Annotated in this window: 24 protein-coding genes; 5 read left to right on the top strand and 19 right to left on the bottom strand. The window is 48.4% G+C overall.

Annotated features, from left to right (window positions below):
• From yycF to P397_RS0101155, 11 genes are all read right to left on the bottom strand, one after another.
• Nucleotides 1–711, bottom strand: a complete 711-nt coding sequence (gene yycF / locus P397_RS0101210; RefSeq protein WP_026831599.1) for a response regulator YycF — start codon at nt 709–711, stop codon at nt 1–3.
• A 241-nt stretch (nt 712–952) separates the two neighbouring features.
• On the bottom strand, nt 953–2,245 hold the full coding sequence (locus tag P397_RS0101205) for an adenylosuccinate synthase (protein ID WP_026831598.1): 1,293 nt from the start codon (nt 2,243–2,245) through the stop codon (nt 953–955).
• A gap of 218 nt (nt 2,246–2,463) precedes the next feature.
• Entirely contained in the window at nt 2,464–3,816 is a 1,353-nt protein-coding gene (gene dnaB, locus P397_RS0101200) for a replicative DNA helicase (RefSeq protein ID WP_026831597.1), read from the bottom strand.
• Nucleotides 3,817–3,835: 19 nt separating this feature from the next.
• Nucleotides 3,836–4,279, bottom strand: coding sequence for a 50S ribosomal protein L9 (gene rplI, locus P397_RS0101195; RefSeq protein ID WP_026831596.1), 444 nt, complete (start codon nt 4,277–4,279; stop codon nt 3,836–3,838).
• Nucleotides 4,276–6,261: a DHH family phosphoesterase gene (locus P397_RS0101190; protein ID WP_026831595.1), complete on the bottom strand. Its 1,986-nt coding sequence runs from the start codon at nt 6,259–6,261 to the stop codon at nt 4,276–4,278. The genes rplI and P397_RS0101190 overlap by 4 nt, the downstream gene beginning before the upstream one ends.
• A gap of 138 nt (nt 6,262–6,399) precedes the next feature.
• Complete coding sequence (gene rpsR / locus P397_RS0101185; protein WP_012371896.1) at nt 6,400–6,630, bottom strand: 30S ribosomal protein S18; 231 nt, start codon at nt 6,628–6,630, stop codon at nt 6,400–6,402.
• A 47-nt stretch (nt 6,631–6,677) separates the two neighbouring features.
• Nucleotides 6,678–7,205 carry a single-stranded DNA-binding protein gene (locus tag P397_RS0101180; RefSeq protein WP_012371897.1) on the bottom strand — a complete coding sequence of 176 codons (528 nt, stop codon included), beginning with the start codon at nt 7,203–7,205 and terminating at the stop codon, nt 6,678–6,680.
• 23 nt (nt 7,206–7,228) lie between these two features.
• Nucleotides 7,229–7,516: a 30S ribosomal protein S6 gene (rpsF, locus tag P397_RS0101175; RefSeq protein ID WP_012371898.1), complete on the bottom strand. Its 288-nt coding sequence runs from the start codon at nt 7,514–7,516 to the stop codon at nt 7,229–7,231.
• 123 nt (nt 7,517–7,639) lie between these two features.
• The gene (gene ychF, locus P397_RS0101170; RefSeq protein ID WP_026831594.1) at nt 7,640–8,740 is read right to left on the bottom strand and encodes a redox-regulated ATPase YchF; all 1,101 of its coding nucleotides are present in this window, start codon (nt 8,738–8,740) and stop codon (nt 7,640–7,642) included.
• Between the two features lie 255 nt (nt 8,741–8,995).
• Nucleotides 8,996–9,184 carry a DUF951 domain-containing protein gene (locus P397_RS0101160; RefSeq protein WP_012371900.1) on the bottom strand — a complete coding sequence of 63 codons (189 nt, stop codon included), beginning with the start codon at nt 9,182–9,184 and terminating at the stop codon, nt 8,996–8,998.
• Nucleotides 9,156–10,085, bottom strand: a complete 930-nt coding sequence (locus P397_RS0101155; RefSeq protein ID WP_028105347.1) for a mechanosensitive ion channel family protein — start codon at nt 10,083–10,085, stop codon at nt 9,156–9,158. Before P397_RS0101155 ends, P397_RS0101160 begins: the two co-directional genes overlap by 29 nt.
• 183 nt (nt 10,086–10,268) lie before the next feature.
• Here P397_RS0101155 and yyaC point away from each other — a divergent pair, with 183 nt between their 5' ends.
• The gene (gene yyaC / locus P397_RS0101150) at nt 10,269–10,886 is read left to right on the top strand and encodes a spore protease YyaC (protein ID WP_035414299.1); all 618 of its coding nucleotides are present in this window, start codon (nt 10,269–10,271) and stop codon (nt 10,884–10,886) included.
• A gap of 77 nt (nt 10,887–10,963) precedes the next feature.
• Here the strand turns inward: yyaC and P397_RS0101145 are convergent, their stop codons facing one another.
• The 8 genes from P397_RS0101145 to rpmH form a co-directional block, all read right to left on the bottom strand.
• Nucleotides 10,964–11,731 carry a ParB/RepB/Spo0J family partition protein gene (locus tag P397_RS0101145; RefSeq protein WP_026831591.1) on the bottom strand — a complete coding sequence of 256 codons (768 nt, stop codon included), beginning with the start codon at nt 11,729–11,731 and terminating at the stop codon, nt 10,964–10,966.
• A 41-nt stretch (nt 11,732–11,772) separates the two neighbouring features.
• A complete protein-coding gene (gene noc / locus P397_RS0101140; RefSeq protein WP_028105345.1) occupies nt 11,773–12,609 on the bottom strand; it encodes a nucleoid occlusion protein in 837 nt (278 codons plus the stop codon).
• A 48-nt stretch (nt 12,610–12,657) separates the two neighbouring features.
• Complete coding sequence (gene rsmG, locus P397_RS0101135; RefSeq protein ID WP_028105344.1) at nt 12,658–13,374, bottom strand: 16S rRNA (guanine(527)-N(7))-methyltransferase RsmG; 717 nt, start codon at nt 13,372–13,374, stop codon at nt 12,658–12,660.
• Between the two features lie 5 nt (nt 13,375–13,379).
• Nucleotides 13,380–15,266, bottom strand: a complete 1,887-nt coding sequence (mnmG, locus tag P397_RS0101130) for a tRNA uridine-5-carboxymethylaminomethyl(34) synthesis enzyme MnmG (RefSeq protein WP_026831588.1) — start codon at nt 15,264–15,266, stop codon at nt 13,380–13,382.
• Between the two features lie 42 nt (nt 15,267–15,308).
• Nucleotides 15,309–16,688 carry a tRNA uridine-5-carboxymethylaminomethyl(34) synthesis GTPase MnmE gene (gene mnmE, locus P397_RS0101125; protein WP_028105343.1) on the bottom strand — a complete coding sequence of 460 codons (1,380 nt, stop codon included), beginning with the start codon at nt 16,686–16,688 and terminating at the stop codon, nt 15,309–15,311.
• A gap of 151 nt (nt 16,689–16,839) precedes the next feature.
• The gene (yidC, locus tag P397_RS0101120; RefSeq protein ID WP_026831586.1) at nt 16,840–17,694 is read right to left on the bottom strand and encodes a membrane protein insertase YidC; all 855 of its coding nucleotides are present in this window, start codon (nt 17,692–17,694) and stop codon (nt 16,840–16,842) included.
• A 99-nt stretch (nt 17,695–17,793) separates the two neighbouring features.
• Nucleotides 17,794–18,144: a ribonuclease P protein component gene (gene rnpA, locus P397_RS0101115; RefSeq protein ID WP_026831585.1), complete on the bottom strand. Its 351-nt coding sequence runs from the start codon at nt 18,142–18,144 to the stop codon at nt 17,794–17,796.
• Between the two features lie 166 nt (nt 18,145–18,310).
• The gene (gene rpmH / locus P397_RS0101110; protein WP_012371910.1) at nt 18,311–18,445 is read right to left on the bottom strand and encodes a 50S ribosomal protein L34; all 135 of its coding nucleotides are present in this window, start codon (nt 18,443–18,445) and stop codon (nt 18,311–18,313) included.
• A 736-nt stretch (nt 18,446–19,181) separates the two neighbouring features.
• Here rpmH and dnaA point away from each other — a divergent pair.
• The 4 genes from dnaA (at nt 19,182) to recF (ending at nt 23,406) form a co-directional block, all read left to right on the top strand.
• Nucleotides 19,182–20,567 carry a chromosomal replication initiator protein DnaA gene (gene dnaA, locus P397_RS0101105; protein ID WP_026831584.1) on the top strand — a complete coding sequence of 462 codons (1,386 nt, stop codon included), beginning with the start codon at nt 19,182–19,184 and terminating at the stop codon, nt 20,565–20,567.
• 187 nt (nt 20,568–20,754) lie between these two features.
• Nucleotides 20,755–21,888 (top strand): DNA polymerase III subunit beta, encoded by a 1,134-nt coding sequence (dnaN, locus tag P397_RS0101100; protein WP_012368916.1) that lies wholly within the window; start codon nt 20,755–20,757, stop codon nt 21,886–21,888.
• 140 nt (nt 21,889–22,028) lie between these two features.
• The gene (gene yaaA / locus P397_RS0101095) at nt 22,029–22,250 is read left to right on the top strand and encodes a S4 domain-containing protein YaaA (protein ID WP_012368917.1); all 222 of its coding nucleotides are present in this window, start codon (nt 22,029–22,031) and stop codon (nt 22,248–22,250) included.
• Between the two features lies 1 nt (nt 22,251).
• Nucleotides 22,252–23,406, top strand: coding sequence for a DNA replication/repair protein RecF (gene recF, locus P397_RS0101090; protein WP_026831583.1), 1,155 nt, complete (start codon nt 22,252–22,254; stop codon nt 23,404–23,406).
• Nucleotides 23,407–23,410 lie beyond the last annotated feature (4 nt).

The raw sequence follows: 23,410 nt of genomic DNA, 5'->3' as shown, positions 1-23,410 counted from the left end.
TTATTCATTCTCCCCGTCTTGGAGATAATAGCCGACACCGCGGCGGGTCATGATGTAGATCGGTGTACTTGGGTTATCTTCGACTTTTTCACGCAAACGACGCACGGTCACGTCGACCGTCCGCACATCTCCAAAGTAATCGTATCCCCAGACCGTTTGCAATAAATGTTCACGGGTCATGACTTGTCCGATGTTTTTCGCTAAATAGTGCAACAGTTCAAATTCACGTTGTGTGAGTTCGATTTTTTGATCTTGTCGTGTGACGGTATGAGAATTCGTATCGATATACAGTTCTCCTACTTTCAACGGACCCGGTCCAGCATTGGCAGGCGTCGCCTCGACCACGTTCACATTCCGTAAATGTGCTTTGACACGGGCCAACAATTCACGTGAACTGAATGGTTTCGTCACGTAGTCATTCGCCCCCAGTTCAAGACCAAGAACCGTATCGATCTCCGAGTCTTTTGCTGTCAGCATGATGATCGGCACTTTTGACGTCTTCCGGACTTCCCGGCAGACTTCCATTCCGTCCATCAGCGGCAACATGATATCGAGGAGGATGAGGTCGGGTTTGAATTCTTCGACTTTCTCAAGCGCTTCGACACCATCGTTCGCTACGTCTACACTGTAACCTTCTTTTTCTAATTTAAATTTTAATATATCCGCAATCGGCTGCTCGTCATCGACGACGAGGATTTTACGTTCCGTCACTGGGTGTTCCCCCTTAGAAAATTTCTATTCAATCTATTTTACCTGTTTTTAATCCATATAGAAAGGTGGCGACGGAAACTCCCGGCGCCACTCGATGGACTACATGACTCGTCCACGTTCATCGTTCCACGTGAAACATTACTTTCAGTATACGCTTTTTTGATTCATTTTGTGAATGTTTTCGCTTAGTGGGGTATAAAAAAAGCAGCTTCAGATCTGACATCTGAAACTGCTTTAACAATTACGCTTCTTCGTACAGGTCACGCAGGACAACCGTCTGTTCCCGTCCGGGTCCGACTGAGAATGTCACGAGTGAGATGCCTGTTAAATCAGCAATTCGTTTCACATAGTTTTGCGCATTGATCGGCAGATCCTCAAACTTGCGGATATGCGTGATATCTTCTTTCCAGCCCGGTAACTCTTCATACACCGGCACACACGCTTCGAGATCACGGAAGCTTGCTGGATACTCGTCAATCTGTTTGCCGTTAAACTCGTACGACGTACAGATTTTGAGGGTATCGATTCCTGTCAGGACATCGATCGAGTTGAGCGAAAGGTCTGTTAAACCGCTTGTCCGGCGTGAGTGACGCACAACCACCGAATCAAACCAGCCGACACGGCGTGGACGGCCTGTCGTCGTACCGTATTCACGGCCGACTTCACGGATCTGATGACCGATTTCGTCAAACAGTTCCGTTGGGAAAGGACCATCACCGACACGTGACGTGTATGCTTTACAGACACCAACGACATGATCGATCCGGGCTGGACCAACACCGACGCCTGAGGCGACGCCGCCGGCAGAGGCGTTGGATGATGTGACGAACGGATACGTTCCGTGATCCAGATCAAGCAACACGCCTTGTGCGCCTTCGAAGAGGACTTTTTCCCCTTTGTCGAGGCTGTCGTTGACGACGACCGATGTATCGCAGACATACTTCGCGAACTCTTGACCGTACGCATAGTATTCTTCGAAAATATCATCGAACGCAATTGGTTCCGCGTCATACATCTTCGTGAACATCCGATTTTTTTGTTCGAGGACGATTTTCAGTTTTTCAGCGAATGTTTCTTTATCGAGCAAGTCTGCCATCCGGATTCCGATTCGGGCTGCTTTATCCATGTAGCACGGTCCGATTCCTTTGAGCGTCGTTCCGACTTTCGCATCGCCTTTCGCCTCTTCTTCGAGCTGATCCTGCAGTTGATGATATGGCAAGATGACATGTGCCCGGTTTGAAATAAGTAAGTTATCTGTTGAAACACCACGATCGTGCAGATACTTCAATTCCTTGACGAGCGATTTCGGGTTGACGACCAAACCGTTCCCGATGACACATTTCTTGTCTGAGTAAAAGATCCCTGATGGAATCAAGTGCAACTTATACGTCTCATTGTTAAATACAATCGTATGTCCTGCGTTGTCTCCACCTTGATAACGAGCGACGACATCGGCTTTTTTCGAAAGAAAATCGGTGATTTTCCCTTTTCCTTCATCGCCCCACTGTGTTCCGACTACTACTACTGATGACATATTCTCATCCACCTCCACGTACGATTCAAAACCACGACTAAGTGTAACGCGGAAAAAAACAGAAGTCAACCAAATACCGAACGATTTATTGTTACATTTCTCTTTCGTTCGTTTAAAACGCGATTTTAAATCACTTTTTTCCTTTCTCTTCAAGATATTCGAACATAACGATTCAAAAAACTCCCCTGCCGGAATCGGCAGAGGAGAATCGAATGGATTTAAGCAGGTGGTGCATACGAATTGCTTGGCTCAAGATCCACGAACTTATTAAATTCTTTCCGGAAGGCGAGTTTGACGGTACCGGTCGGACCATTCCGCTGCTTGGCGATGATGATCTCAATCGTGTTCGCATCTTCCGTTTCTTTGTTGTAGTAATCATCGCGGTACAAGAAAGCGACGATATCGGCATCCTGCTCGATCGCTCCGGATTCCCGGATATCGGACATCATCGGCCGTTTGTCCTGCCGGCTCTCCACTCCCCGCGATAACTGTGATAACGCAATGACGGGGACTTCGAGTTCACGGGCAAGCGACTTCAAGGACCGGGAAATCTCGGAGACTTCCTGTTGCCGGTTATCGCTTGAGCGGCCGTTCCCTTGAATCAATTGAAGGTAATCAATCATGATCATCCCGAGACCGTGTTCCTGCTTCAGACGACGGCATTTCGCCCGGATGTCGTTCACCCGGATGCCCGGCGTATCGTCGATATAGATGCCGGCCTGAGACAGACTGCTCATCGCAAGTGATAGCTTACCCCAGTCCTCGTCTTCCAGCTGTCCGGTCCGGAGACGCTGTGCATCAACATTCCCTTCCGCACACAACATCCGCATGACGAGTTGTTCCGCCCCCATCTCAAGACTAAAGATGGCGACGTTCTCGTCAGCACGGGTCGCGACGTTTTGGGAGATGTTCAAGGCGAATGCCGTTTTCCCGACAGACGGACGGGCCGCCACGATGATCAAATCGTTTCGTTGGAAGCCGGCCGTGACTTGATCGAGGTCGCGGAATCCGGTTGGAATCCCGGTCGTCTCACCACTTTGTTTGTGCAGCTTGTCAATCGTCGCGTAGGCACTCGTCAAGACGTCCGAAATCGGAATGAAGCTCGCGCTTCCTTTTCCTTGTGAGACTTCGAGAATCTTCCGTTCTGCTTCATTCAGCAGGACATCGACCTCGTTTTGCCGTTCATAGCCATCCGTGACGATTTCATTGGCCGTCCGGATCAGTCGGCGTAACGTTGACTTTTGATCGACGACATTGACGTAGTAATTGATGTTCGCCGCAGTCGGAACCCCTTCGGCGAGTTCACCGAGGTACGCCAGTCCGCCGACTTCCTCGAGGATGCCGAGCGTACTGAGTTCCGCCGTGACCGTAACCAAGTCAATCGCTTCGCCGCGGTCCGACAAGACGAGCATCGTCTCAAAAATCCGTTGGTGGGCTGCCCGGTAAAAATCTTGTGGCAATAATCGTTCGGACGCACTGATCAGTCGATCAGCATCGATCATGATCGCCCCAAGGACGGCTTGTTCCGCCTCAATGCTTTGGGGTGGCGTATTTTGCATTAGATCACTCATCACCGATCCCCTTTTCTAGTCACGCTTCTTTGACCTGAACGTTGAGCGTGGCTGTGACTTCATTGTGCAATTTAAGCGGTACTTTCGTGACGCCGAGTGTTTTGATCGGGTGCTCGAGTTCGATTTTACGTTTATCGATCTTGTAGCCCATCTGTTTTAACTCGTCGGCGATTTGTTTGCTTGTGACTGATCCGAAGACACGACCGCCTTCACCTGTTTTCGTCGAAACGACGATTGTTTCTTTTTCAATCTTGTCTTTTAACGCTTGGGCATCAAGCAACGCTTGTTTTGCTTCTTCGGCTGCTCTGCGCTCGTGTGCCTCATGTTGCTTGAGGTTCCCGGTTGTTGCCGGACGTGCTAGTTTCTTTTTGAATAACACGTTGTTTGCGTATGCATCGGCGACTTCTTTGACGTCTCCTGTTTTACCTTGGCCTTTTACATCTTGTAAGAAAATAACTTTCATTCTGTTTCCTCTCCTTTTGTTTCATCTTCTAAATAGTGATCAATCGCTTTTCGTAATTCTGTCGCAACCGTCAACACGGATTCGGTCATCTGGGTCGCGGCGTTCGTTAAATGACCGCCGCCTCCGAGCGTCTCCATGATCAGCTGGACATTGACCTCACCAAGCGAACGGGCACTGATCGCCGTCCGTCCGTCCTGCAGTTCCGCAATGACGAACGCAGCCCGGATGCCTTGAAGGGACAAGAGTTGATCCGCTGTTTGCGCGATCAAGACTTGATCGTGGATAACCCCCGGCTCGGCCGTTGCAATCGCCATCCCGGCGGCATAGACTTCCGTCCGCTCCAAGATATGCGATTGTTCGACATACGTCTCAAGGTCCTGACTGAGGAACTCTTGCACTAAGACCGTATCGGCCCCTTGCGAACGCAAATAGGAAGCCGCGTCGAACGTTCGGGAGCCGGTCCGTAACGTAAAGCCTTTTGTATCGACGATGATACCGGCCAGTAAGGCCGTTGCTTCGAGCATCGCCAGTTTTTGATTCGTCGGCTGATACTCAATCAGTTCCGTCACGAGTTCAGACGTCGACGACGCATACGGTTCGAGGTAGACGAGGACCGGTTCTTCAATGAAGTCCTCTCCCCGTCGATGGTGGTCAATGACGACCATCCGTTCGAAACGATCGAGTAATGCCGGAACGACGACGAGTGACGGTTTGTGGGTATCGACGATGATCAGTAAGGCTTGATCATCAATCAACTGATCCGCCTGGAAAGCGTTGACGAAACGGGTCGCAAGTTTCGGTTCCTCGCTGATTTCGTTCATCATCCGCCGGATGCCTTGACCGATTTCCGCTTCCGGCAGGACGATGTGTGCCTCTTTATCGTTCATCTCAGCGAGTTTCAGGATTCCGATCGAGGAACCCAGGGAATCCATATCCGGATTCCGGTGACCCATGATCAGGATCCGACTGGATTCCTGCATTAAATCACGCAGCGAGTTGGCAATGACCCGGGCACGGACACGGGTCCGCTTTTCGGTCGGATTGGTTTTCCCGCCGTAGAAACGAACCTTACCGTCACGTTTGATGACGACTTGATCGCCGCCTCGTCCTAATGCTAAATCTAAACTAGATTGTGCCATCAGTCCAAGCGCAGGGATCGGGTCACTGCCGCAGCCGATGCCGATCGACAACGTCAGTTGGACACCACGTTGGCTTGTTTCTTCCCGGACCGTATCTAAAATCGAAAACTTCGAGCGTTCCAAGATCCGTAAATTTTCTTCCGTCGTCACGATGAAGTAACGGTCGGAAGCGGTTCGTTTGATATACGTTCCGTGATCGGCCGCCCAATGGTTCAACAGTTGTGTTACACGGCTGTTCAGTTCACTGCGCAGCTGATCCTCGATCCCTTGTGTCATCTCATCATAGTTATCCAGATAAATGACGCCAATGACGGTTTGATTGTCCACTAACTGTTGTTCGACCTGGGCTTCTTCTGTCATATCAAACAAATAGAATGTCCGGTTTTCACTGTTGGAAAAGACACGATAGACCGATTCACCGATCTCGAGCGTCGCCTGATCCTCATCCACAGCAATCATCTCGACGAACAACGGATCGAGATCCGTCAAGATGTTCCCCATCGCCAAGTCGTCAAAAATCTCGCGCATCGGATCGTTAAACCATGTGACGCGTGTCTCTTCGTCATACAGTAAGATTCCGATCGGCATGTTCGTCAGAGCGTCCTGACCTGTGTCTTCCACTTGAATCGAGATGCCGGCGACATATTTTTCCCACGACTTCCGACCACGTCGCTCCTCCAGGATATGAAGGGCAAACAGACCTGTCGTCAAGACGGCACCAATTGCTGCGATAACGGGGTGATCGACGGCGACGACAAACAGTAGAGCCACGATTAATAGATACGGAACGAAACGAAAGAATCGTCGTTCTCGTTCGGGTGATACCTGCTGACCTGACCCCATCGCGTCCTCCTTGTATACTGAATAGACTCTTCTTAAAAAATTCGTTAACTTGTATATTATAACCGAAAAGCAGGACAGGTTGAAAGCGAAGCGAAAAAAAGCGCTCTTCCTTCGAGAAGGAAAAGCGCCAGACCGTAATCAGTCAGCTACGTATGGAATTAAAGCCATTTGACGTGAACGTTTGATTGCGATTGTAAGTGGACGTTGGTATTTCGCTGAAGTACCAGTCACACGACGTGGAAGAATCTTTCCACGTTCCGAAATGAAACGTTTGAGAAGTTCTACGTCTTTATAATCGATATGAGTGATGTGGTTCGACGTGAAGTAACATACTTTACGACGACGTTTTCCACCTGGACGACGTGCCATGTGATTAACCTCCTTTTTAGAGTAAATTTTTCAATCCGACGTTCCCATTAGAATGGGAGATCGTCGTCTGAAAGATCGATCGAACTGCCGCCGCTGAACGGATCAGCGCCGAAGCCCGAGTTCGATGAAGATGAAGCCGGTGCTGGCGAGGAAGAGTTGTTCTGCTGTTGCTGTGAACCCCATCCTGCAGCATTCCCGTTTCCACCTGTATTTGAATTCGAAGAGTAGCTATCACTATCGGAAGAACGGCTTGCATTGCGTGATTCTAGGAATCGAACACTATCCGCGACGACTTCTGCACGATAACGACGTTGACCATCTTTATCGTCATAGCTACTAATCTGAAGGCGACCCTCAACACCTGCAAGGCTCCCTTTTTTCAAATACTGAGCAACGTTCTCTGCTTGCTTGCGCCAAACGACGCAATCGATGAAGTCAGCTTCTCGCTTCCCATCTTGTCCTGTAAACGGACGGTCACAAGCGAGTGTGAATCGCGTTACCGCAATCCCGCTCTGCGTATAACGCATTTCAGGGTCACGAGTTAACCGACCGACTAAAACGACGCGGTTAATCATCAGAATCACTCTCCTGTTTCAGCTTATTTCTCGTCTTTTGTGATCATTAAGCGAACGATATCGTCACTGATCTTCATGAGACGGTCAAGTTCTTTTGTAGCTGCTGGTTCAGCAGTCACGTTAAGAAGAACGTAGAAACCTTCACGCATATCATTGATTTCGTAAGCAAAACGACGTTTACCCATTTCAGTTGTTTTTTCAACTGTACCACCGTTGTCAGTGAGGACTTTGTTGAAACGCTCAACTAGAGCTTTTCGTGCTTCCTCATCAACTTCCGGACGGATGATGTAAAGTACTTCGTATTTACGCATATCTGTCACCTCCTCTTGGACTGGCGGCTCGATTCATCGAGCAAGGAGCAATAATTCATTACTCACATTTGTTAATACTATCAAAGTATTTTGGTTTATGCAATAAAGATTCGTTTGCTTCGCTTAAACGTTGAAGCGGAATGTGACAACGTCGCCGTCTTGGAAGACATATTCTTTTCCTTCAGAACGGTAACGGCCCTGTTCTTTGACGGTCGCCATGTTTCCAGCTGCTGCTAAATCGTCGTAAGCGACAACTTCAGCACGAATGAAACCACGTTCGAAGTCAGAGTGGATGACACCCGCACATTGTGGCGCTTTCATCCCTTTTTTGAACGTCCAGGCGCGGACTTCTTTTTCACCGGCCGTGAAGTACGTAGCCAGTCCAAGCGTGTTGTAAGCTGCATGGATCAACTGGTCGAGACCTGATTCTTCGATTCCGAGATCGACGAGGAACTCTTGGCGTTCTTCCGGCTCGAGTTCAGCGATTTCTTCTTCGATCCGGGCACAAATGACGATGACTTCTGCCCCTTCTTGTGCAGCGAATTCGCGAACAAGACGAACGTTTTCGTTGCTGTCGGCGTCAGCGACTTCATCTTCCCCGACGTTTGCGACGTACAGCATCGGTTTCATCGTCAACAATTGGAAGTGTTTGACGATTGCGGCTTGATCTTCATTTAATTCTGCAAGACGGGCCGGTTTTTCGTCTTCCAGTAGAGCCAAGACGATTTCGAGTGCTTCAAGTTCACCTGCTGCGTTTTTATCACGCGATTTTACTTGTTTTTGAACGCGTTGGATCCGTTTTTCCACCTGTTCGAGATCGGCGAGGATCAATTCGAGGTTGATCGTCTCGATATCATCGATTGGTGACACTTTTCCTGAGACGTGCGTGATGTTTTCGTCGATGAAACAACGCACGACTTGACAGATCGCGTCCACTTCACGGATGTTGGCCAAGAATTTATTTCCCAGTCCTTCTCCTTTTGACGCGCCCTTGACGATTCCCGCGATATCCGTAAATTCGAATGCTGTCGGGATGGTCTTCTTCGGGTTGACGAGTTCCGTCAATTTACGAAGACGTGCGTCCGGCACCTCGACGACACCGACGTTTGGATCGATCGTCGCGAACGGATAGTTCGCCGCCTCGACACCTGCTTGTGTAATTGCATTAAAAAGTGTTGATTTTCCTACGTTTGGTAAGCCAACGATTCCTGCTGTTAATCCCACTTGGAATTCCTCCTTTTCGGTATTTCCTAGGAAATCCGTGCTAGCGGCCGCAGTGGGTAGAATGATTACACCACGTCAGCACATCTTTCACAATTATAGATAGTTCAATTTTTTTAAGCAAGGAGATGCTGGTTCTTTTTTAACCGTCCCGCTGTTTGATGTACGTTTTTTCATAGTCTGAGGCAACGGATGACGTGTTTCCTGCGATGTGAACGAAAAAAAGAATCCGGTTAGTTTCCGGATTCTTCTTCAGAGTCATTCAGGTAATACTTTTTTGAGGCGTTTGTCAAAATCCCGGCGCGGCATCAGGATGCTCGCACCGCAACCTTGACACTTGATCCGGATATCCATTCCGACCCGAATGATTTGCCATCGATTCGTGCCGCACGGATGTTGTTTTTTCATTTCGACATAATCATGAAGATTGTACGTTTTTGGCATCATCGGCTTGACCACCATTCCCTTGTTCTGTGTTCATCATGACCATCCGTGGATATGGAATCTTGATTCCTTCCAGTTCCAGTCCTTGTTTCAGTTCTTTCCGGATTAAGCGTCCTGCCTGGAAGTGTTGCATCGGCGGGACTTCTGCCATCAAGCGGTAGACGACTTCAGACGGTCCAAGCGTCTGGACACCCAGCATTTGAATCGGTTCGACGAACATGTCTTCATATTTTTTTGTCGTCGTATCGGCAATTTGATGAAGAACCCGTTCGACCCGTTCCAAATCTTCTTCATACGAGACTTGAACATCGACTAAAGCAAAACTGTTGTCGACGGAGAAGTTCGTCACCTGTAAGATTTGACCGTTCGGGATGATATGGATTTCTCCATTTAATCCTTTTAACTTCGTCGTCCGAATTCCGAGTTCCGTCACGACCCCTTCGATCAAGCCGACCCGGACAAAGTCGCCGACTTTAAATTGGCGTTCGAAGATGATGAAGGCTCCCGTAATGATATCCTGAACCAAGTTCTTTGCCCCGAATGAGATCGCAAGCCCGGCGATACCGGCACTGGCGACAAGTCCGGTGATGTTAATGCCGAACTGACTGAGCACCGTCAGCAACATGACGATTCCGAGAACGTACCGAATCGCATTTTGCAACAATTTCAATAACGTCTCGTTTTGACGTTGTGCCAGATAATCGTGTTCACTGATCTTTCGAATCGTAAATAGCCTCGACACCGCCCCCGTCAACACACGCGTCAATATATAAAAACCGGCGATGATGATCAAGGCGATCAACAACTTGAGCCCAAACCGAATCCACATGTCCGGATCCATGACTTGTTCAAAAATCCGATCCACTTGGGCGACTGAATTTTGTACATCTTGATTGGTAGCCATTCTCTCCATCCTTTCCATTCTCTCTATTACGACAGTATACGTGATTTTAAATGACTTTCAACTAAAGAACCGATTTTGACGTTAGATTTTCTTAAAAACCGGGAAAGGAAAATCATTACAGAACGCCTTCACTCTCACCATGACACCAAGACGCTGACACCAGGAGAAGAAAGGATGATCTCGATGAATTTTCGGTTCCATTCCCATGAAAAAAAGCCCTATTCCTTCTTTTTAGAATATACCGAACCGTTTGCCAAAGAACGACTCGCGGAACAACTACATGAGCAGGTCAGTGCGATGAAAGACAACCGTCCCGTCGTACTTGTTTGCATCGGCTCCGACCGCTCGACCGGTGATTCGCTTGGTCCACTCGTCGGGACCTTTTTGGAAAAAAACCGTCCGTCGAACATGCATGTCTACGGAACACTGGCCAAACCGGTCCACGCGTTGAATCTGGCAGAGACCATCCATTCGATTCAGACGACACACTATCGTCCGCTTGTCATCGCGATCGATGCCTGCCTCGGTCGATTGTCGAGTGTCGGGCACGTCTTCTTCTCCGAAGGTCCGCTTGCACCGGGTGCCGGTGTCCAAAAAGAACTGCCGGCCGTCGGTGATTTTAATATCAAGGCCGTCGTCAACGTCAGTGGTTTCATGGAAATGATGATTTTACAAAATACACGACTGCACCTCGTCTATGAATTGGCGGAATTGGTCGCCGACAGTTTTGCCTTACTCGACACCAAGCTGTCCGCCGAGACGACCCGTACCACGATTTCCTTCACACCACGCTCGATTTGATCGACTCATCTGTCCGACGATCCTGACGTACGTTCAATCAAAAGGATCCACTCCGCATTGGTACGGAGTGGATCCTTTTATTCGTGTTCTTCCGGCAGCAACAGTTCGAGAATCCGGTTCAAATCGTCTTCATCGATGAAATCAATCTCCAGTTTCCCGGCCTGCTTCGTCGTTTTGATCCGAACCGTCGCCCCGATCCGGTCCCGTAAAGCTTCCTCGATGAAATCCAACTCTGTCGGTTTCACCGCAACAGGTCGTGCCTGTTTCTTCTCCCGCAATTCCTGTTCGAGGCGGCGAACCGTCCAATTTTCCCGCATGACCCGTTCGGCCATCCGTTCGATTTTCAGCGGATTTTTTAAGGCCAACAAGGCACGGGCATGTCCCATCGATAACCGTTCTTCCATGACGGCTTGCTGGACATCAACCGGCAACTGCAACAAGCGGAGACTGTTCGTGATATGGGACCGGCTTTTCCCGACCCGATTCGCCAGTTCCGCCTGCGTGACGTTAAACTCTTTGAGCATCTCAGCGTACGCCATCGCTTCTTCAATCGCACTCAAATCGGCGCGCTGAATGTTTTCAATCAACGCCAGTTCCATGACACGGGTTTCATTCGCTTCGATGATCAGGACGGGGACACGTGAAAATCCGGCCTGCTTCGCTGCTTGATACCGTCGCTCGCCGGCAACGATTTCGTAAAACCCTTCGCGTGGACGGACGACAATCGGTTGGATCATCCCGTGTCGTTTCAAGGAGTTGGACAATTCCGCCAACGCCTTTTCGTGAAATTGCTTGCGCGGCTGTCCGGGATTGGGCCGAATGGCTCCAATTGGTATTTCATTCATACGTAATCTCTCCTAAACGTAGCGGAAGGCACGACCGCTCGTTACGGACGTGCCTTCACGATGCGGATCCGCACCTCGACATATTCTTCGCAATCCAGTTCTTCTTTTTCGACCGTCAAACCGGTCCGTTCGATCATATCAACGGAATCACGAATTGTATTTAAGGCAATCCGCGTGTCCCGGGCAAAACTTTTATGACGTTTTTTCGGAACTTTCGGCGTCAACAGACGTTCGACCCGTTGTTCCGTTTCCTTGACGTTCCATTCCCGTTCGATGATTTCGCTTAAGACCTGAGTCTGTAAGTCGGTTTCTTTTAACGGCAGAAGGGCGCGGGCATGCCGTTCCGTAATCTGGCGTTGCTTGAGGGCTTCCCGGACCGTGTCCGGCAACCGGAGTAAGCGGAGCTTATTCGCGATCGTCGACTGACTCCGTCCGAGTCGGCGCGCCAGCACTTCCTGGGTAATTTCTTGCATCGCCAGCAATCGGGCATACGCTTCCGCTTCTTCGATCGGCGTCAGCTCTTCACGTTGCAGATTTTCGATGAGTGCGAGGGCAGCCGTCGTCTCGTCCGTCATCTGTTTAATGATGGCGGGAATCGTATCCCATCCGAGCGATTGTACAGCCCGAAAACGGCGTTCGCCGGCGATGATTTCGTACCCTTCGCCTTGTTTTCGGACGACAATCGGTTGCAGTAAACCATGTTCTTCGATCGTGGTCGCTAGTTCAGTAATCCGCTCCCCGTCAAAAACGGTCCGCGGCTGGAACTGGTTTGCCACCAGTTCCGTTAATTTCAACTCGCGGACAGTGTCTTGTGGATCCAGCTTAAGGGCAGCGGTTTGTCCTCCCTTACCGAGCAGTTTGGCAATTGCATTCTTCACGTTGGTGTACCTCGCCTTCATCAGTCATCGTTTCACGTGAAACGGTGTTTAACCTAGTGGATCTTTCGCCGGTGTACCTGCTTTACGCGGATATTTCCCGGGTGTTAATCGTTTTTTATCGACAATAACGATATTACGCTCACTTTCCTCACCTGGCAATTCGAATTGGAAACTTTCCCGCAAATTCCCACCTAACACTTTCAGGGCTGTTGCCCCTTCTTCGAGCTCTTCGCCCAGTTTCGCGGCTTTTAAGGCTACGAATTGACCGCCGACTTTGGCAAGAGGCAGACAGTACTCCGCAAGCACCGACATCCGGGCGACCGCACGGGCCGTCACGACATCAAAATGTTCCCGGAACTGTTTATTTTTCCCGAATTCTTCCGCCCGACCATGATGGAAGGCGACTCCTTCGAGTTCAAGTTCCGTCGCGAGCATGTTCAAGAAGCCGATCCGTTTATTCAGTGAATCGATGATCGTGACTTTCAGATGCGGGAACATGATTTTGATCGGCAGACTCGGGAAACCTGCACCGGCGCCGACATCACAGACCGTTTCGACTTGCGTGAAGTCAAAGTAGAACGCCGCTGTGATCGAATCGTAAAAGTGTTTTAAATAAACGCCTTCCTCATCCGTGATCGCCGTCAAATTCATTTTTTCGTTCCATTCGACGAGTAGTTCATAATACCGTCGGAACTGTTGCAATTGATGCTCCGAGACTTCGAGACCTTGTTCCGCCAATGCTGTTACGAATTGCTGTTGATTCATTCTCTTCACTCCGCAGTCAATGCGTATTGGCCTTGTTCGATATAGACGAGCAAAATCGAGATATCAGACGGGTTGACCCCTGAGATTCGTGATGCTTGTCCAATCGAGAGCGGACGCACTTGGTTTAGTTTTTGTTTCGCTTCAATCGCAAGACCACTGATGACATCATAATCGAGACGTTCCGGGATCCGTTTTTTCTCCATCCGCATCATCCGTTCGACTTGATCAAGCTGTTTGTCGATGTAACCGGCATATTTGACTTGGATTTCGACCTGTTCCGCTGCCTCCGGAGAAAGCGCGACCGGTGCCGGTGTCATCTCGGCAATCATCGCATACGTGATTTCAGGACGTTTGAGCAGCGTGATGGCGTGTAACGCCTCTTTTAACGGGGAAACACCGATTGCCGTCAACTGTTCGTTGACCTCACTCGTCGCTTTGATGACGACTTTTTCAAGTCGTTTCATTTCCCGCTTGATCTCGTCTTTTTTCTCGGCTAATTTCGCATGACGTGTCTCATTGATCAGACCCAGTTCATGTCCGATGTCGGATAGACGTAAATCGGCATTGTCGTGACGCAACAACAACCGGTATTCGGCACGTGACGTCAACAGACGGTACGGCTCATTTGTTCCTTTTGTCACGAGATCATCGATCATGACGCCGATATAACCTTGTGAACGCGACAGGATGAGTGGTTCTTTTTCCTGAACTTTGAGTGCGGCATTGATACCGGCCATGATCCCTTGTCCGGCCGCTTCTTCATAACCGCTTGTGCCGTTGATTTGTCCGGCTGTAAACAATCCGGCAATCCGCTTCGTCTCAAGTGTCGGCCAGAGTTGTGTCGGGACGACCGCATCATATTCGATCGCATAACCGGGACGCATCATCTCTGATTTCTCAAGCCCTGGAATCGACCGTAAAATATCATGTTGGACATCTTCCGGCAGACTCGTCGAGAGGCCTTGGACGTAGACTTCTTCCGTGTCACGACCTTCCGGCTCCAGGAAAATCTGGTGACGGGGTTTATCACTGAACCGGACGACCTTGTCTTCGATCGACGGGCAGTAACGGGGACCCGTTCCTTTGATCATCCCGGAGAACATCGGGGAACGATGGAGATTCGCATCGATCAACTGGTGCGTATATTCGGTCGTATACGTCAACCAGCATGGAATCTGTTCCGTAATCATCTGTGTCGTTTCATGACTGAACGGTAATGCGACAGCATCACCCGGTTGGATTTCCGTTTTCGAATAATCGATTGTTTTCCCGTCAATCCGCGGTGGTGTACCGGTTTTGAAACGAGCCAGTTCGAAGCCCAGTTCTTCCAGATGTTTCGACAAGTTGACCGATGGCATCTGATTGTTCGGACCGCTCTCATACGACAACTCACCGATGATGATTTTCCCGCGCATGAATGTGCCGGTCGTGATGATGACCGCTTTTGCCCGGTACTCGGCTCCTGTATTCGTCACGACGCCGACACACGTGTCGTCTTCGATCAACAATCGTTCGACGAGAGCTTGGCGCAGTAACAGATTCGGTTCATCTTCGAGGGCTTTTTTCATCCGGTTTTGATATTCGAATTTATCCGCCTGTGCCCGAAGTGCACGAACGGCTGGACCTTTTGATGTGTTGAGCATTTTCATTTGAATGTACGTGGCGTCAATCGCCCGTGCCATTTCTCCGCCGAGAGCATCAATTTCCCGGACGACGATCCCTTTTGCCGGACCGCCGATTGACGGATTACAATACATGAATCCGACCATGTCCGGATTCATCGTCAACATGACGGTTTTTGAACCCATACGAGCGGCTGCGAGGGATGCTTCAATCCCCGCATGACCGGCTCCGATGACGATGACATCGAATTCGCCTGCTTGATAAGCCATAACTGTGGTTCCTCCTTTTAAAAATCAACAACCTGACAACGTTTATTTCCCTAAACAAAATTGCGAGAACAATTTATCGAGCAAACTGTCTTGCGCTGTATCTCCATTAATTTCACCGAGTGTATCCCACGCCCGGCGTAAGTCGATCTGGACCATATCAATCGGCATCGACGCTTCCGCCGCACCGAGTGCATCTTCAATCATCTGACTCGCCTGTTTGATCAATTGGATGTGACGGGCATTCGAGACGTACGTCATGTCCTGACCTTCGACTCCTTGTTCAAAGAAGAGCGCGGCGATGGCCGCTTCAAGATCCATGACTCCCGCTTCTTCGAGCAGGGACGTCGTGACGATTGGACGGTCATCCGCCAACTGAGTGACGCGCTCGAGATCAATCTGTTGCGGTAAATCACTTTTATTGACGATGATGATGGCGTTCATGCCCCGAATCGCTTCGAATAACAAGACATCTTCTTCCGTCAATGCATCGTTTCCGTTTAAAACCAGTAAAATCAAGTCCGCTGAGTTAAGCGCCTGACGCGACTTTTCGACACCCATCCGTTCGACGATGTCTTCGGTTTCCCGGATCCCCGCCGTATCAATTAATTTCAGCGGGACACCACGGACATTGACGTATTCTTCAATCGTATCACGTGTCGTCCCGGCGATATCGGTGACGATCGCTTTTGCTTCTTGCACCAATGTGTTGAGCAAAGACGATTTTCCGACGTTCGGACGCCCGATGATCGCTGTCGACAAGCCTTCGCGCAGGATTTTCCCTTGTCGGGCCGTCGCCAGAAGTTCCGTTAAAATGCGTCGGACTTCGCCGGCGTCTTTCTGAACGATTTGTTGGGTCATCTCTTCTGCATCATATTCCGGGTAGTCAATGTTGACTTCAATCGAAGCAATCGTCTGCAACAATTGTTCCCGTAAATCTTGGACCAGTTTTGACAACCGTCCTTCGATTTGACCGACGGCAACCGTCATCGCCCGGTCGGTTTTCGCCCGGATCAAGTCCATCACGGCCTCGGCCTGGGATAAGTCGATCCGCCCGTTCAAGAAAGCGCGTTTCGTAAATTCTCCCGGTTCGGCGAGTCGGACGTCCGGTTGTTCGAGAATCAGTTCGAGCACCCGATTGACGGCGACGATTCCGCCGTGACAATTCAGTTCGACGACATCTTCCCGCGTAAAGGTTTTCGGCGCCCGCATGACGCTGACCATGACTTCGTCGACGACCTGTTCTGTCGTCTGCTCCACTAACTTGCCGTAATGAATCGTATGCGTCGGGACATCGGTTAATCGGTTGGCACCACGGTAAACACGATCCGCCGTTGCGACCGCTTTTGGACCGGATAAACGAACGATTGCAATCGCTCCTTCGCCCATCGGCGTCGAAATTGCGGCTATCGTATCAAATTCCATCATCTGTTGTTCACACCTCGTTTTCTGCAATCTTTTCTATAGTTAATGTTCAGGAATATATAAATGGGTATAACGTGACAACTATACACGAAATAGCGCAAAAGAAAAAGAGCGACACTCTGTAAAAACGGAGTATCGCCCTCATTTGTGATTAACGTTTCTTTTTCGGCTTTTTCGGAGCAGGAGCTGCTTGAGCCGCTTCTTTTTCACGTTTTGAAGCAATCGTTGCTTCAGTCTGTAATTTGATCTTCTCACGCATCGGTTTCATGATGACGATCGTCACGATGATCGAGAAGATGTAACCTACGACCCAGTACAATGACAAGGCAGATGGTAATGTCACACCCATGACGAAGATCATGATCGGGAAGACGTACAGCATGATTTTCATCTGTGGATTGTCGTCTTGACCTGCCATCGAGATTTTCTGTTGCAGGTACGTAAAGATTGCCGACAAAATCGGTAAGATGAACAACGGATCCGGTTTTCCGAGGTCGAACCAGAGGAACGAGTGTTGGAAAATAGCCGGTGTATAGATGATTGCGTTGTAGAAGGCAATCAAGATCGGCATTTGAATCAAGATCGGTAAACAGCCGGCAAGCGGATTGACGTTGTGCTCTTGGTACAACTTCATCATCTCTTGTTGCAGTTTTTGCTGTGTTTCTTGATCTTTCGAACTATATTTCTCACGAAGCTTCATCATTTCCGGCTGGATGACTTGCATACCACCCATACTCTTCGTTTGCTTGATCATCAACGGTAAGATCACCATTCGGACGATCAAGGTTGTGATGACGATCGCAATCCCGTAATCCCCATTAAAGTATTCCGCGATTTTTCCGATCAACCAAGCCATCGGCCAAACAAAGTAATGTTTCCAGAAACCTTCTGTATCAGCAGTAATCGGTTCACCTGTCCCGTATGTTCCAGGGGTACAACCAGATAGAACGATTGCGAGTACGGACATCAGCCCAAGCGTCAGCCAAATCTTAGTTCTCTTGTTCATAATTCCTCCTAGTAATGTTTACACGTGGTCGGTACTCGTATTTCTATATGATAGAAGTAGGCGAGCGGCCGCTACAAATCAACAGGATATACTACACGTTTATTTAACTTGTCGCTTCCAGACACCAGAACGTTTGAAGACATGGCGCAAACTGTCTGCGACTTCTTGAGCCGTCATCTTCGCAGCCGGATTGCGCGCGATGATCACAAAATCATAATTCGGGGCAAGCGATGCTTCATGAAGCTGACACGCTTCACGAATGTACCGTTTGACTTGGTTGCGGACAACGGCGTTCCCGATTTTCTTACTCACCGATAAACCAATCCGAAAGTGAGTCTGCTGCTCTTTCTTTAGTGCATATACGACAAATTGCCGATTTGCGACAGAGGCTCCTCGAGTAAACACCGCTTGGAACTCCTTGTCTTTCTTGACGCGGTATTCCTTCTTCACCTTGATCACACTCCATCCTGACATCACGAAAATTCGTCGTCTTTCATCATATCATAGAATAAACCCGCTCTGCGAGAGTCGTCTTGTGACAAAAGGACGAACATCCTCAAAACAACAAAAAAAGATCACTCCAGGCATCGCCAGAAGTGATCTCATCATCGCTCGATTATACAGTCAAGGCTTTGCGGCCTTTAAGACGGCGAGCAGCCAAGATCCGGCGGCCACTCTTCGTTGCCATGCGCGCACGGAATCCGTGAACTTTTTTGCGCTTACGGTTGTTTGGGTTGAAAGTTGGTTTCATTAGTCTGCACCTCCTTTAAAAAATACTCTATAAAAATCATCGTTTTCTACTTTAAGGCAGTCTTGTACATTATATAAATCAAAAGTGACCTTGTCAATGAAAGTTCAGAAGATTTATCATGCGCATTTTCATCCTATTGCAGCATGAATCGTGAAAATAGAATCAGTGGGTCTGTTTCATATCATACAATATGGTTTGTTTGACAGAATGGATCGAAACCACTCCTCTTTAAACTATCCACAGACTTATCCACACTATCCACACTTTCCGTGGATAACTTATCACTTTGTCTACAATAGTATTTTTTAAAATCAACGTCAAGGTCTGTTTTTGGATTTTCTTAAGACCTCTTCTTGTCGTTTTGTGCATAACTTTTTTGGACGCTTCCTCTTTAGAAAAGTTATACACATCTTATCCACAGTTTATCCACACTATCCACACCCTGTGGGTAACTGCCTGTGTATATGTCGCTTTACTTGTGGATAAATCATTCTAACCATTGCCAGACCTCATTTCATTTGATACACTAATTGTGCATAACAAGAACGCAAGACAAATTGATTCTTCAAGTTATACACACCCTGTGGATAACTTTATACACAGAAATCAACCCCTGTGGATAACGTTATCCACAGTTTTTATGTTCTGGGGATAAGTCGTGTTCCTTCATTAACTTTGTCCTGTGCATAAGCCTGTGTATAGTTTTTTATATCATGATAGAAAAAGGGGGGTATTTATGAAAAACGCTGCCGAACTTTGGCACAATGTATTATCTGTAATTGAGGAAGAGCAACGTACCCCAAAAGCCAGTTACGACATGTGGTTAAAGTCTACGGAAGGTGTCACGCTGAACGGAACGACGTTGATCGTCTCTGCACCAGCCGCCTTCACGGTCACTTGGCTCGAACGTCAATACTTATCTTTACTAGAAGATACCGTCGAAGAAGTGACGGGAAGCCGGCTTGATATTCAATTCATCGAGGAAGGTCAAGCTAAACATATGCTCGATCGTCAAAATGAGGAAGTAATCGAAGTCGCTCCGAAACCGAATGTCCAAAAGACACGCAAACCGACGGATGAACTCGTCATGAGTGAACTGGGACAGTTAAATGCCAAGTATACGTTTGATACGTTTGTCATCGGATCCGGAAACCGATTTGCTCACGCTGCTTCATTGGCTGTGGCGGAAGCACCGGCGAAAGCATACAATCCCCTCTTTATCTATGGTGGAGTGGGGCTTGGCAAAACACATCTGATGCATGCGATCGGTCAGTATGTTCAAGATCAAAACCTTGGTACACGCATTGCATATGTCTCGTCTGAACGCTTTACGAATGACTTCATCAATTCGATCCGTGACAACAAGACGGTCGAGTTTCGGAACAAGTATCGAAACATCGATGTTCTATTAATAGATGATATTCAGTTCCTGGCCGGAAAAGAGCAGACACAAGAAGAGTTTTTCCACACCTTTAATGCGCTCCACAACGATCAGAAACAAATCATCATCTCGAGCGACCGCCCACCTAAGGAAATCCCGACACTTGAGGACCGGTTACGTTCCCGCTTCGAATGGGGACTGATCACGGACATCACACCACCGGATCTTGAGACCCGGATTGCGATTCTCCGGAAAAAAGCCAATGCCGAGCAGCTGGATGTCTCAAATGAAGTCATGCTTTACATCGCCAGTCAGATTGATACGAACATCCGCGAACTCGAAGGGGCTTTAACACGTGTCATCGCCTATGCGAACCTCGTCGGACGGACGATTGATCCGAATGTCGCTGCTGAAGCGTTGCACAACATCATGCCGGCGAGCGAACCCCGGAAAGTCACGATCCGTGATATTCAGGAATCGGTCAGCAAACACTTTAATCTGCCGTTTGATGATTTAAAAGCTAAAAAACGGACAAAATCGATTGCTTTCCCCCGTCAAATCGCGATGTACCTGTCACGGGAGATGACGGAAAGCTCGTTACCGAAGATTGGCGAGGAATTTGGGGGACGTGATCACACAACCGTCATCCATGCACATGAAAAAATCAGTACACTTGTCAAATCAGACGGGGAAACAGGAAAAGTCATCGAGCAAATCAAGCACGAATTGAAACATTCCTGAATCCTGTGGATAAGCTGTGGATAAAAGAGGTTAGTTATCCACAAGTTATCCACACGCGTTTTGGCTCTATACCAAGTTATCCACCGACTTATCCACACTATCCACAGCCCCTAATACTATTATTAAAAAAATATATTATTATGTTATGATGGTGTAACGCCCATTTTGAGAGGAGCTTAACGACAATATGCATATTACAATTCAACGTGATACTTTAATCCAAGCAATTCAAGATGTAGCAAAAGCAGTCTCATCCCGAACGACGATTCCGATTCTGACAGGAATTAAACTCGAGGCCCATGGAGACGGCATGACGCTCACTGGTAGTGATACAGAAATCTCAATCGAACGGACTATCTATGCGGAAGAGAACGGTACATCGTACGTCACGGTCCACCGTGCAGGAAGTGTCGTCTTAAATGCTCGCTTCTTTGGAGACATCGTGAAAAAGTTACCCACAGATGAAGTCATCTTAGAAGTCTCACCGAATTTCATGACACGGATTCAATCCGGTACCGCTGAATTCCATCTCAACGGACTTGATCCGGATGAGTTCCCGCGCCTGCCGCAAGTCGACGGTGGACAACAGTTCCGTTTACCGGCTGATCTGTTACGGTCAATGATTCGTCAAACGAGTTTTGCCGTCGCCGTCCAGGAAACACGTCCTGTTCTGACAGGGGTTAACTTCTCGGCAGACAAAGATATCCTGACATGTGTCTCGACGGACAGTCACCGACTGGCGTTACGACGCGCCCAGTTCGAGACGGACAACGAGATCTCATTCCAAAATGTCATCGTTCCGGGGAAAAGCTTAAATGAATTATCCAAACTACTTAGCGACGGTCATGTCGACATCACGATTACGAATCAACAGATTCTGTTTAAGATGAAACACGTCTTGTTCTTCTCGCGTCTGCTTGACGGCAACTATCCGGATACGTCACGTCTGATTCCGGAAGAATACCGGACAGCGGTGCGCATGAATGCCAAGGAATTGCTTCAGGCGATTGATCGTGCGTCGTTGCTTGCACGGGAAGACCGTAACAACGTCATCAAGTTCGCAGCAGAAGGAACGACGGCTGTCGAAATCTCGTCTCATTCACCGGAAGTCGGTAAAGTATCTGAGCAAGTCAGCATCTTATCGCTTGAAGGCGAAGAGCTGAAAATTTCGTTTAACTCGAAATATATGATGGATGCCTTAAAAGCCCTGGATGCGACGGATATCGAAATCCAGTTCACGGGTTCGATCCGACCGTTCATTTTACATCCTGTTGATCAAGATAACGTTTTACAGCTGATCCTGCCGGTTCGAACGGCATGATGTGCACCCAAGGAACCGTTCGTGTTCCTTGGGCTTTTTTTGAAATCCGTATATACGTTCGTTCATTTTGCTAAATCGTGAGTTTTTTAGTACAATAAAGAGTACGTCATTTATAATATGTAGGTAGGAGGAGTCAAACCATGAATCAAATCAAGATTTCAACAGAATACGTCACATTAGGTCAGTTCCTGAAACTTTCTGATATCATCTCGAGCGGTGGACAAGCTAAACCATTTCTCGCTGAGGTGCCCATTCTCGTCAACGGTGAAGTCGATCAGCGACGTGGTCGTAAACTACGGGATGGAGATGTCATTGACGTAGAAGATTACGGTCAATTCATCATTAAGAACGAGGGCAACTAACGTGCGACTGGATTCGGTCCGACTCAGTCACTATCGCAACTATGAGTCGTTAGAATTATCTTTTTCGGAAAAGACGAATGTTTTGATTGGTGAAAATGCGCAAGGGAAAACGAATCTGCTTGAGGCGATCTACGTGCTGGCACTGGCGAAATCCCACAGGACGACGCACGACAAAGAATTGATCCAGTGGGATGCCGAGGCAGCGCGTGTCGAAGGACGGGTCCATAAACGAAGGGGAGACCATTCGCAGGAGATCACGATTTCAAGCCGCGGCAAAAAAGCGAAGTTGAATCATCTCGAACAACGCCGGCTCAGTGATTACGTCGGTGCCTTGAACATCGTATTGTTTGCACCGGAGGATTTGCACATCGTCAAAGGCAGTCCTCAAATCAGACGTCGTTTTTTGGATATGGAAATTGGTCAGGTCAGCCCGGTCTATCTACATGAATTGAGTCAGTATCTGAAAGTCCTCAAGCAACGTAATGCCTTATTGAAGCAGTTGTCGATGAAAGGCGGGGATGAGACTTTTCTCGATGTGTTGACGGAGCAGATGATTACGCTAGCCGTTAAAATCGTTCAGCGGCGTCATCACTTCATCGCCCAGCTTGAAAAGTGGGCACGGCCGATTCATGAAGGAATCAGTCGCGGACAAGAAAAGCTCGTCCTGATTTATCGTTCTGATACATTCAGCAATGATTTGCTTGATGTCGAAGGAATGACTGCTTCTTATACGCAGAAGTTTGGTAAAATAAAAGAGAATGAAATCCGAAGAGGTGTGACGTTGTTTGGACCCCATCGCGATGACTTTGAAATGGAAGTCAACGGACGGAATGTCCAGACTTACGGTTCGCAAGGACAGCAGCGGACGGCGGCACTCTCTTTGAAGTTAGCAGAAATCGAATTGATTCATGAAGAAGTAGGGGAATATCCGTTATTACTTCTAGACGATGTCTTATCCGAGCTCGATGATCATCGTCAAACCCATTTGCTCGATACGATGCAACAAAAAGTGCAGACCATTCTGACGACGACAAGCGTTGACGGAATCGCACATGAAACGATCAAACAGGCGAAATTGTTCCACGTGAAACAGGGGGCCGTCATTTTGGAAGAGACATCATACAAAGAAATAGTAGGTGAGAAAACCGATGAGTAATCAT

Origin of the sequence: Exiguobacterium undae DSM 14481, assembly GCF_000620805.1 — a bacterium.
Classification (GTDB): Bacteria; Bacillota; Bacilli; order Exiguobacteriales; family Exiguobacteriaceae; genus Exiguobacterium_A; species Exiguobacterium_A undae.
This window is presented reverse-complemented; position numbering and strand designations above follow the sequence as displayed.